At 30.7% G+C, this 10,897-nt stretch carries 8 protein-coding genes; all 8 read right to left on the minus strand.

Annotated features, from left to right (window positions below; translation table 11 throughout):
* Positions 1 to 1,237 (minus strand): MATE family efflux transporter (locus ACTHW2_RS06535; RefSeq protein ID WP_442263168.1); only part of this gene is annotated, 1,237 nt, incomplete at its 3' end.
* Between the two features lie 89 nt (positions 1,238 to 1,326).
* Positions 1,327 to 2,244 carry an alpha/beta hydrolase gene (locus ACTHW2_RS06540; RefSeq protein ID WP_442263169.1) on the minus strand — a complete coding sequence of 306 codons (918 nt, stop codon included), beginning with the start codon at positions 2,242 to 2,244 and terminating at the stop codon, positions 1,327 to 1,329.
* Positions 2,245 to 2,368: 124 nt separating this feature from the next.
* The gene (locus tag ACTHW2_RS06545; RefSeq protein WP_442263170.1) at positions 2,369 to 3,205 is read right to left on the minus strand and encodes a CvfB family protein; all 837 of its coding nucleotides are present in this window, start codon (positions 3,203 to 3,205) and stop codon (positions 2,369 to 2,371) included.
* A 59-nt stretch (positions 3,206 to 3,264) separates the two neighbouring features.
* Positions 3,265 to 5,442 carry a DNA topoisomerase III gene (locus ACTHW2_RS06550; protein WP_442263171.1) on the minus strand — a complete coding sequence of 726 codons (2,178 nt, stop codon included), beginning with the start codon at positions 5,440 to 5,442 and terminating at the stop codon, positions 3,265 to 3,267.
* Positions 5,443 to 7,320: an ABC-F family ATP-binding cassette domain-containing protein gene (locus ACTHW2_RS06555; protein ID WP_442263172.1), complete on the minus strand. Its 1,878-nt coding sequence runs from the start codon at positions 7,318 to 7,320 to the stop codon at positions 5,443 to 5,445.
* A gap of 102 nt (positions 7,321 to 7,422) precedes the next feature.
* Positions 7,423 to 7,860: a PepSY domain-containing protein gene (locus ACTHW2_RS06560; RefSeq protein WP_442263173.1), complete on the minus strand. Its 438-nt coding sequence runs from the start codon at positions 7,858 to 7,860 to the stop codon at positions 7,423 to 7,425.
* A gap of 236 nt (positions 7,861 to 8,096) precedes the next feature.
* Complete coding sequence (gene pyk / locus ACTHW2_RS06565; protein WP_442263174.1) at positions 8,097 to 9,851, minus strand: pyruvate kinase; 1,755 nt, start codon at positions 9,849 to 9,851, stop codon at positions 8,097 to 8,099.
* Positions 9,852 to 9,862: 11 nt separating this feature from the next.
* Entirely contained in the window at positions 9,863 to 10,822 is a 960-nt protein-coding gene (gene pfkA, locus ACTHW2_RS06570; RefSeq protein WP_442263175.1) for a 6-phosphofructokinase, read from the minus strand.
* Positions 10,823 to 10,897 lie beyond the last annotated feature (75 nt).

A 10,897-nucleotide genomic window follows, 5' to 3' on the forward strand; every position in this document is an offset into this window, starting at 1 on the left:
TTAAAGCTCCTATAAATGCAAGCGGTACTCCTATTGCCCAAACAGCTCCCATTTCAAGAAACATAGAAAATTTTGTATCTCCACCACCTCTTAAAACACCAACTATGCCAGTGATAGTATAACTTCTTATAAAAAATGTAAGCCCCATAAATGTAAGAAGTAGCTTTGCACTTCTATATACTTCTGCTTCTAAATTATCAAATAATTTTAAGGTTAGGTCAGGTGTAAGGACCATTGTTCCACCAAGAATGATACCTGTAAGTAAAGCTATAGATATAAACTTTACAGCATATTCATAAATATCCTCTTTACTTTCGCCTCTTCCTATTTTATTCCCTATCATAACAGCACAAGCATTTGCAAGTCCTTTTACAAGTACAAAAAATATGTTTTGTATTGTGGTTGTAAGTTGGACTGCTGCTGTTGCTTCTTTACCTATTCTAGCATAAGCTATAGAATACATAATTTGTCCAAGCGACCAAAATGCTTCATTAAGAACAACCGGACTTATAATATGTATATACTTTTTTATAAAAGATTTATTCCAATCCATAAGCTCTTTTATAGTAGCTGATAATGGTCCTATTTCTTTATATACTACATATAAAAGAAATATAGTTTCTATACCTCTAGCAATTAGTGTTCCAATCGCTGCTCCTTTGACCCCTAAAGCTGGAAATCCAAACTTCCCAAATATAAGTACATAGTTAAAAAGTGTATTGGTAACAAAAGATACAGCAGATACTTTCATAGGTACTTTAGGTCTTCCTGTACTTCTAAGAGCTATACTATATGCAAAACTTATACCTGTTATAAAGTATGAGAGAGAAACTATTCTTAGATACTCAACTCCAAGTCTTACTACTTCCTTCTCATGTGTAAAGATATTCATCAATAATTTTGGAAAGAAGAATCCAGCTATTGTAAAGAAAGTACCTACTATAGTTGTTAAAAAAAGGGCTATACCAAGTGTTTTTCTTATATTTTTAACATCTCTTTTCCCCCAGTACTGAGAAATAAAAATTGATGAACCACTATGTATACCAAAGTTTATAATAGTATAAAAGAAAAATATCTGGTTTGCAAGCCCTACTGCTGCAATACTTGCTTCTCCAAGATTACTTATCATAAGTGTATCCACCATATTAAGTGATGATATTATTAAGTTTTGCAATGCTATAGGAAGTGCTATTGCTATCATTGCTTTTAAAAATACTTTATCCTTCCAAAACCTCATATATTTACCTCCAAACAAAAATAATCTAATGTGCAAGATAATATCATAGCACATTAGATTATTTTTGTATATCTATTTATATTTGTTTATTATTTATTAAACTCTAACCAGTTTAAAATATCTATCATAACTTCTAATTTGTTTATCTCATTTAGCATTTCATGTCTTCCACCATTATATATTTTATAGTCTACATTTTTAATTCCTAGTCTTTTGTAGGTATTATTTAAGTTTATTATACCCCTACCATATCCTCCAACTGGATCTTCACTTCCAGCAAAAATATATATAGGTAAGTTTTTAGGTATATTTTCTAAGTTCTCCTTTTCCTGGATATCTTTCATCCCTACATATAAATCATGAAAAAAAGATACGGGAAATAAATTACCACACAAGGGATCTTCTATGTATTTGTCTACTTCTTTTTCCTCCCTTGATATCCAGTCAAATATTGTTCTTCTTGGAGTAATTTTTTTATTATATGAGCCAAAACTTAAAACATTTATTAGTTTTGATTTTTTCCTTCTACCACTTGCTTTCATTATTAAATTTGATAAAGATATACCTAGATTTATACCTGTTGGCGGCTCTCCATTTGTACCAGATAATATAAGACCATCTATATCTTTTCCATAAAGTTGAATATATCTTTGTGCTAAAAAGGATCCCATACTGTGGGCAAATACAAATAATTTTAAATCTTTATTTTCTTCTTTTATAATATTAGTCAAATCTCTCATTTCTTCTACCATATCATCAAATCCATCCTTATCGCTTATATATCCTAGCTGCTCCCCTTGTAAAAGCGACCTTCCATGGCCTAAGTGATCATTTCCATATACTAAATATCCTTTCCCAGATAAAAACTTACCAAACTCATCATATCTTTTTATATGTTCATTCATACCATGAGATATTTGTACAACGGCTTTTATTTCTCCCCTAGGTACCCATTTATAAGAATTTATAGAAACTCCTTTCCTTGTTTTAAAGTTAAAGTGTTCCATATCTTTCACCTCTTTATTTAACAATCTTTTATAAATACTTTTTACCTTTTAATTATAAATATTAAACTATATTAACATATCTAAAAAGGCATTCAAAGTTTTATAAAACTTTGAATGCTCTATCTTATTCTTTTAATTGTATACCATTTTGTGTAAACTCTATCATTTCTTCTTTTAAGAGTTTTCCTACTGCTCTTTTGAAACCTGATTTACTCATTTCTAGTTGTGTTTTTATATCTTCTGGTGAACTTTTGTCGTTCAAACTAAGTTTACCATTATTATCTTTTAACTTTTGTACTATCTTTTTAGCATCTGTATCCATTTGTATATAGCTTCTATCTCTTAAAGATAAGTCTAATTTTCCATCTTCTAAAACTCTGCTTACCCTTACCTCTATATTTTCACCTGGAGTATGAACACCTAAAAGTTCTTTTTTAGGTATTAATCCATCATATTTATCTTCCACTGCAACAAATGCCCCTATGTCCCTATTTACAGAATAAATAGTTCCCTCTACAAGGTCATTTTCCTTATATGGAGGATTTGAGTCTAGCATATCTTTTATCTTCATAGTACATGATAGTCTGTTTGACTTATCTATGTACATTCCAACTAAATAAGTTCTTCCTTTTTCTACTGAACCCACTGTTTCTGCAAATGGTAAAAACAAATCTCTTTCAAGCCCCATATCTAAAAATGAACCTATTTTTGTAGTTGATACTACCATTAGGTGAGCTAGTTTACCAACTTCTACCTTAGGCTTTTTAGTAGTTGCAATGATTCTATCTCTAGAATCGTTATATATAAATACTTCTACAGTATCTCCTTCTTTTGCTCCTTCTGGTACTTGTGTTTTTGGAAGCAGTACATCTTCATCTATTTCTTCTTCTGAATTTAAATAAGCTCCAACTGATGTAAATCTTTTTATTATTAACTCTTGTATTTCTCCTAGTTCTATCATTTATCCACCTTCTCTTTGTTTATTTAACTTTATTTTACCACAAATTGTAATTATTATCATTATTTTAATTTTAGTTTTGATAGTGCATCTGCAAGACCTGTATTAAGTGATTCATCTTCTTTTTCTTGTTTTTTCATATATTTTTTTACTTGTGATTTATTGAGTCTATTTTTTTGCTTCTTTTTTCTCTTATTAAAACTAGAAAGCTTTTCTCTATATCCACATTTACATGTAAATATTTGTCCCTCACCTTGACCTTTTAATTCTAGTCTCTTTTTACAATTAGGACATCTTGCATTTGTTGTTTGAGATATGGTTATTCTCTCACCACATTCTCTATCCTGGCAAACATACATCTTTCTTCCTTTGTTTTTTACTTCAAGCATAAACTTCCCACATTCTGGACATTTAGTTCTTGTTATATTATCGTGTTTAAATTCTAAATCGCTGGTTTTTATTTCTTTTATTATTTTTCTAGAATAGCCCTTTATTTCTTCCATAAATTTTTCTTTTTTTAGCTTCCCCTCTTCAATGAGAACTAGTTTTCTTTCCCATTGTCCAGTTAAATCAGGCGATCTCAAATCTTCTGGTGTGAGTTCCAAAAGTTGTTTACCCTTACCTGTTATAAGTATATCTTTGCCTCTAGTCTCTATCAAAAATGTCTTGAAAAGCTTTTCTATTATATCAGCTCTTGTAGCTACAGTACCTATTCCACCACTTTCACTTAATATATTTTTAATTTCTTTATCCTTTTCCTCCATATATTTTACTGGATTTTCCATAGCCATAAGAAGAGTTCCTTCTGTAAAATATTTAGGTGGTTTTGTTTTACCATTAGTTTTTTCTATTTTTATTATAGGTAACTTATCGCCTTTTTTTATAAGTGGAAGACTCTGATCTTTTATATCGTCATCTATTTCTTCCTCTCCATCATTGTATACTGCTTTAAATCCTTCCTTTATAACTCTTTTACCTTTAGCAACAAATTCTTCTCCTGATATTTTAGCTGTAATCTTAGTTTCCTCATATTCAAAAGGAGGATATAGCACAGATAAAAACTTTTTAACCACCATATCGTATATTTTTCTTTCTTTAAAGTTTAATTCAGACATATTCAATCTTTGTTCTGTAGGTATAATAGCATGGTGGTCTGTTACCTTTTTACTATCTACAAAAGATTTATTCTTCTTTATAGGTTTATTTATTAATTTTCCTACTAGAGATTTGTACTCTCCTATATTTATACTTTTAAGTCTATCCTTCAAGGTAGCCACTATATCTTCAGTTAAATATTTTGAATCTGTCCTTGGATATGTAAGCACTTTATGAGTTTCATATAGGTTTTGCATTATAGAAAGCGTTTCCTTTGCTGAGTATCCATATCTCTTATTTGCATCTCTTTGCAGTTCTGTTAGATTATATAATCCATTCGCATATGTTTTTTTAAGTGTCTTATCTACCTTTAAAACTTCTAAATCTTTACCCTTAAGCTTTTTTAATAAACTATCTATATAATCTTCATTAAAGTTTCTAGTATTATTATTTTTATCTCCCCATACTAGGTTTATAGCTTTTGATTTTATGCCTATACCGTAAAACTCTTTAGGCTTAAAGCTTTTTATTTCTTCTTCTCTTTGATTTATCATAGAAAGAGTTGGCGACTGAACTCTACCACAAGAAAGCTGTGAGTTGTATTTTACAGTTAAAGCCCTTGTAGCATTTATTCCAACTATCCAGTCTGCTTCGGATCTTGCTATTGCAGCTTGATATAAATTTTCATATAGCTTCCCACTTTCAAGCTTTTTAAATCCATCCTTTATAGCTTTGTCAGTTACTGACGATATCCAAAGTCTTTTTACAGGTTTTCTTACATTAGCTTTTTCTATTATCCATCTAGCTACAAGTTCACCTTCTCTTCCAGCATCAGTAGCTATAATTATTTCTCCTACATCGCCCCTTGTCATTTGTTTTTTTACTGCATAAAATTGTTTTTTAGTTCCTTTTATAACTATAAGTTTGTTTTCTTTTGGTATTATTGGAAGGTCTTCTAAATTCCAAGTTTTATATTTTTTATCGTATTCTTCTGGAGATGCTAGTGTTACAAGATGACCTAATGCCCAGGTTATTATATAGCCATTTCCTTCAAAATAACCATCACCTTTTTTATTGGCCTTTAAAACTCTAGCTATGTCCCTAGCTACTGAAGGCTTTTCAGCTAATACTAGTGATTTACTCATTTACATATCCCCACTTTCAATTTCTTCTATCTTTTCACTTAGATATACCCATCTATCCATTTTTTCTTCCAAATCTCTATCTACTATTTCTTTTTCTTGTAGGAGTTCTTCAAGTTTTTCATAGTCCCTTGAATGTTTTTCCATTTGTTCATCTATTGTTTTTATTTTATTTTCTAGAATTTCTATCTCTTCATCTATACTTTCCCATTCTAGTTTTTCTTTATATGTTAATTTAACTTGTTTTTTAGGTTTTATTTCTTCTTTTTTAGCCTTTACTGTTTTTTGTTTTTTTATAATTTTTTCCTTTTCTATTTCTTTAAAGTATGAATAGTTACCAGTATATTGTTTGATAATACCATCGCCTTCAAATACAAATACCTTTTGGGCAATTTTATCTAATAAATATCTATCGTGTGAAACTATTATAACCGCCCCATTAAACCCTTCTATATAGTCTTCTAATATAGTTAAGGTTTCTATGTCTAAATCGTTAGTAGGCTCATCTAATAATAGTACATTTGGTGCTTTCATAAGAACTTTTAAAAGGTAAAGTCTTCTTCGTTCTCCACCTGATAATTTTTCTATTGGAGAATATTGAAGGTCTGCATGGAATAAAAACTTTTCCATCATTTGAGATGCACTTATTTTTTCACCATTTCTAGTAGATATATATTCTCCACTTTTTTTAATATATTCTATAGCACGCATATTTTCATCAAAGTCATCTACTTCTTGTCTAAATACACCAAGCTTTATAGTTTCACCTATTTCTATACTTCCACTATCCTCTTCTACTTTTCCTTCAATAATTTTAAGAAGGGTAGACTTACCTATGCCGTTGTCACCAAGTATACCTATCCTATCATCTCTTAAAACTGTATAAGTAAAATCCTTTATAAGTTTTCTACCATCGAAAGATTTACATATATTTTTTATCTCTATTATCTTTTTTCCAAGTCTGGAACTTGCTAGATCTATGTCTACCTCTTCGGTATTAAAATCTACTTTTGAATTTTTTAAATCCTCAAATCTTTGTAATCTAGCTTTTTGTTTGGTTCCTCTAGCTCTAACTCCTCTTTTAATCCATTTTAGTTCATTTCTATATAGGTTTTGTCTTTTTTCTTCTGTAGCTCTTTCATTCATTTCTCTTTCCATTTTTTTTTGGAGAAAATAACTATAATTACCTTCATAAGAATAAAGACTTGCCTTATCTAGTTCTATGATTCTTTTAGAAATCCTATCTAAAAAGTACCTATCATGAGTTACCATAATAAGGGCACCTTTTTTATTCTTTAAATATTCTTCTAACCACTCTATAGTCTTATTATCTAAATGGTTGGTTGGCTCATCTAGTATAAGTATATCGGATGGATTTATAAGACTACTTGCAAGCGATATTCTTCTTTTTTCTCCTCCTGATAGATTTTCTAGCTTTTCATTAAAGTCTTCTACCCCTAGTTTTGTAAGTACAGTCTTTGCTTCACTTTCAAGCTCCCATCCACCTACGAGATCCATTTGGGAAGAAAGTCTTATTATCTCTTCTTTAGGTGTACTAGGATCTGATACAGCCTTGTTATAAGCCCTTAAAGTTTTTATGTTTTTAGAATCTCCTTTAAAAACTTCATCTAATATTGTACTATTTGGATCAAACTCTATATTTTGAGCCATATATTCTATATTTATATCTCTACTTCTTATTATCCTTCCAGAACTTGGCTCTTCAAGCCCAGATATGAGTTTTAAAAGAGTAGTTTTTCCCGTCCCATTTACTCCTATAAGTCCTATTTTATCTCCTTCGTGTATAGAAAACGATACATCTTCCATCAATACACGGTCTGTATATGCTTTTGAAACTTCTTCTATATTTAAAAGTATCATCTTTTTTCCTCACAGTCTAATCATAATTTATATCAATTAGATTATATCATATTTTACTTTAATAATAAAAAAACCTGAAAGAATTAACCTCCAGGCCTCTTTTTAACTATCCTTTTTTATAAGTTCTCCAGTTTCTAAGTTATATTTATATTCTACATCCTCACCATCTTTTAAGTCTATTTCTACTTTTAATTCTAACATCCCATCTTCTATTTCTAGTGACCACTCATCTATTACACTACCTTCACCAGCATCTTTCAGTGCACTATCAACCAAGTCTTGTATTTTTTCTGTATTGATTTTAGTCAGTTCTATATGACTACCTTTTCGAAGTTTTTCTTTTAATTCCAAAATACTTCCATCTACAGGATTTATATACAACTTATATCTTTTTTCCTTATCATAGCCTTCTACTTTATAGACATATGAATTAGATTTTGTATCTAATTCTACCTCTTTTACTGTTGTATTTGGATATTTTTCGACAAAAACTTGAAAAGCTTCACTGGGAGTTAATTTTATCTCTTCATATCTTATCATTTTAACACCATTCCTTTCTTTTTTATTATCTTTTAGTTTTTAGTGTAAAAACAATTATTTTAGAATACAATCAACCCTCTTTATATTTGTTCTTTATATATGACCTAACATAGCAATATAACTATACCCTAATACTTTAATTTATATCTTGATTTGTGATTAAGTTTTTTATCTATTAAATTTCTCCATAAAAAAAGAAGGATTAAAATCCTTCTTTTAAAATTATATCTTTTTAATTACAGTACTCTTGCTTCACCTTCATATATTTGTCCTGTAGCACTATCTATAGTTACTATTCCTCCATCTTTTAGTATGCTTGTAGCATCCTTTGCACCTACAATAGTTGGAATTTCAAAGTTAAGACCTACTATTGCACCATGGGATGTTAGTCCACCATGTTCAGTTACAATAGCAGAAGCTTTTTCAATAAAACTCATCATATCTTTATCAGTGCTGTTGGCAACTAATATATCTCCTTCTTTAAATTTCTTAGAAAAATCTTCTCCATTATTATATACCCTTGCTTTACCAACTACAGATTTACTTCCAATACCTGTACCTGTAACTAATACTTTACCTATGGTATGGACCTTTATAAGATTTGTAGTTCCAGAAAGTCCTACCGGTACTCCTGCAGTTATAACAATTAAATCTCCTTCTTTTACATATCCTCCTTCAATTGCTGCTTCTACAGAATTTGATACAACTTCATCTGTAGTAGAACTAGTTGGTGCAAGAACTGGGTATACTCCCCAAACTAATGATAGCCTTCTCATAACTCTTTTCGTATTTGTTGCTGCGATTATTGGTGTTCTAGGTTTAAATTTAGATATAGATTTTGAAGTGTGACCACTAGATGTTGCTGTTATGATAGCTTCCGCTCTTAAATCTTGAGCTGTATAGCAAGTTGCCCTACTTATTGCGTTTGTAGTTGTTGTTTCACTTTCATTTACCCTTGATTTTAATATTTCTCTATAGTCTAAAGCTTCTTCAGTTTTTAGTGCTATATTATACATAGTTTTCACAGAGTCTACTGGATATTTTCCTGCAGCTGTTTCTCCTGAGAGCATTATAGCACTTGTTCCATCAAATATTGCGTTTGCAACATCCGTAACTTCAGCCCTAGTAGGTCTTGGATTTCTCATCATAGAATCTAACATTTGAGTTGCTGTTATTACAGGCTTCCCATGATTATTAGCTCTTTTAATTAAATCTTTTTGTACAAGAGGCATAACTTCTGTCTCAGTTTCTACTCCAAGATCTCCTCTTGCTACCATCATTCCATCTGATGCTTTCAAGATTTCTTCTATATTATCAACACCTTGTTGATTTTCTATTTTTGAAATTATACCTATGTTTTCACCATTATTTTCTTCTAATATTTTTCTAATGTTTGTTACATCTTCAGCTTTTCTAATAAATGATGCCGCTATAAAGTCTATATCGTTTTCTATACCAAACACTATATCTTGTCTATCTTTTTCAGTGATAGCTGGGAGGTTTATTTCTACATGTGGTACATTTACACCTTTATGATTTGAAAGTTCTCCATTGTTTAAGGCAACACATTCTATTTCCGTATCTTTTATAGCCAATACTTCTAGTTCTACAAGTCCATCATCTATAAGGATCATATTTCCTACTTCTATATCTCCCGGAAGACCTTCATAACTAATATTTACAATTGTCTTATCACCCAATATATCTCTTGTTGTAAGAGTAAAATGATCTCCTTGGCTTAAGTTTATAGCACCATCACGAAAGTCTCCAAGTCTAATCTCTGGTCCTTTTGTGTCTAACATTATACCTATTGGAAGTCCTAATTCTTCTCTTACCTTTTTAATAGTTTCAATTCTTATTTTATGTTCCTCATGATTTCCGTGTGAAAAGTTTAGTCTACACACATTTAATCCATTTTTAAAAAGTTCTCTTAAAATTTCTTCTGATTCTGAAGCAGGCCCTATGGTCGCTACAATTTTAGTTTTTTTCATATTGTTTCCTCCTAAATTGATAATATCTTTGCTGTTTCATACATTTTCTTGTTAAATACATTTTTTATTTTTAAGGCTTCTACTAAATCTAAATCTATTATTTTATTACATTTTATTCCAAGGGCTCTACCACTTTGACCTCCCATAAGTAATTCTACTGCAGTGGAACCCATTTCACTTGCTGTTATTCTATCAAAAGTAGTAGGAGTTCCTCCCCTTTGCACATGCCCAAGTATTGTAACTCTAGTATCTATTCCTGCATTTTCTTTTATTTCCTTAGCAACATCATAAGCGTTTCCTACGCCTTCTGCAAGAACTATTATATGATGAAGTTTTCCTCTATTTCTTCCTTGTATAGCTTTTTTTATTGTTTCTTTTATTTCAAACTCAATTTCTGGAACAATAATACTTTCAGCCCCTCCTGAAAGTCCAGCATAAAGGGCTATATCTCCACAATGCCTTCCCATTACTTCGATAATATTTGCTCTTCCATGAGAAGTACTAGTGTCTCTAATCTTACCTATGGCTTCTACTGCTGTTTCTACTGCTGTAAAAAATCCTATTGTATAGTCTGTATAACCCATATCATTATCAATAGTACACGGTATGCCTATAGTAGGAATACCAGCATTTGAGAGAGCCTTTGCACCTTTAAAGGTTCCATCTCCACCTAAAACTATCACCCCATCTATTCCAAATACATCTATAACATTTAAGGCCTTTTGAAATCCTGCATCAGTTATAAATTCATCAGATCTACTGCTCCTTAACACTGTCCCTCCTCTATGTATTATGTCAGCCACTGAAGAAAGTTGCATCTCTTCTATTTCTCCATTTACAAGTCCATCATATCCTTGTTTTATACCTACTATTTTTATATTGTTATAAATAGCTGTTCTAACCACGGCTCTTATGGCAGCATTCATTCCCGGTGCATCACCACCACTTGTAAGTATTCCAATAGTTTTCATTTTTTCCTCCTTATTATACTTATTTAATAGCTCGTTGCAGAACTCTACAACTCGCATATTTACTACGTTTATTTA

The organism is Tissierella sp., from assembly GCF_052089545.1.
Classification (GTDB): Bacteria; Bacillota; Clostridia; order Tissierellales; family Tissierellaceae; genus Tissierella_A.